This is a genomic window from Roseovarius gaetbuli, from assembly GCF_900172365.1.
GTDB lineage: Bacteria > Pseudomonadota > Alphaproteobacteria > Rhodobacterales > Rhodobacteraceae > Roseovarius > Roseovarius gaetbuli.
In genome coordinates, this window is sequence record NZ_FWFJ01000119.1 from 1 (window position 1) to 1263 (window position 1263).

Genomic DNA, 1263 nt, shown 5'->3' on the forward strand with positions numbered 1-1263 from the left:
ACATGAATTTCCAGAACTGGGGCCGTGTCAGTTTTTTGCGGAATTGTTCCTTCCCCGACAGCAATGCCCCGTGAACCTGGAAAATACTCTTCGCCAGATCTACACCAATCATTGTATCCTTCATTTTGCCGTCCTCTCCGTTAGATGGTCTACAGACCACCATCTTGGCACATTGCGATGCCGTCAGGGGAGGGCGGCAACCACCCCATCTTCAGTACCTGGAACAGCACATCGCTGATCCTACCGGCGCCAGCCGGTAGTGGTTCAGTCAGTCAGGGTAAGGGCTGGAAGAGCCGTTCGCGGGGTTAGCGCGATTGCTCGTGTTCAAAGCGTTGGCGCGCGATGGTTTCGTTGCGATTGGCCTTTTGCTGATCGGCAAGCGCCTTTTCGACATAGTCCAGATGCGCAATCACTGCCGCACGTGCGGCCTCGGGATCGCGCGACTGAATGGCGCCGTTGATGGCGTGGTGTTGATCCAACAATGCGCCACGGGTCGTGCGCTGTTTGAACATGACCTGGCGGTTATAAAACACACCCTCACGCAACAGCTGGAACATCGAGCGCATCATATGCAGCATCACGACATTATGGCTGGCCTCGATGATGGCCATGTGAAATTCGGCATCAAGGCGCGCCTCATCGGAGGGGTTGGTCTTTTTATGCGCCGCCTCCATCTTGTCCATCACGGTCTGGATCACCTGAAGATCGGTGTCCGAAGCAAGCCGCGCCGCGCGGCAGGCGGCAAGCCCCTCAAGGTCACGGCGAAAGGCGATGTAGTCAAAGACCGCCTCGTCGTGATCGGCGAACAGCCGGATCAGCGCCTCTGAAAACGCGCTGCCCAGAACGTCGGCCACATAGATGCCGGCCCCGGCGCGGGTGGTCAAAAGGCCCTTGTCCTGCAATTCGGCAACCGCCTCGCGCAACGAGGGGCGCGACACGCCAAGCTTTTCGGCCAGATCCCGTTCGGCCGGCAGCCGCTCACCGGGCCGCAGGATACCCTGCAGGATCAGCTTTTCGATTTGCCGGGTGACAGCGGTAGAAAGCTTTTCCGGTGTGACTTTCTTAAATGGCATATGCGCGACCTTGAACAATTGGTCAGATCATATGACCGCTCTTGCCCTGCGGCAAGCCTGTCCTTTAGTATCCACGCCGTGGAGCAAACCCTCCGACTTCCAGTCGGACCCGCTTCAGCGTGAAAGAATCGCTTTATGATCGTACCCTCAGAAAAATGAGCCGCAGCCGGGTCGGAGGCTCATTTTTCTG

General features: G+C 57.6%; 1 protein-coding gene and 1 pseudogene. Both read right to left on the reverse strand.

Going from position 1 to position 1263, the window contains the following annotated elements; translation table 11 throughout:
• A pseudogene (locus ROG8370_RS21595) lies at positions 1 to 124 on the reverse strand (IS110 family RNA-guided transposase); the annotation flags it as partial.
• 181 nt (positions 125 to 305) lie between these two features.
• On the reverse strand, positions 306 to 1073 hold the full coding sequence (locus ROG8370_RS19840) for a FadR/GntR family transcriptional regulator (RefSeq protein WP_085828831.1): 768 nt from the start codon (positions 1071 to 1073) through the stop codon (positions 306 to 308).
• Positions 1074 to 1263: the final 190 nt, after the last annotated feature.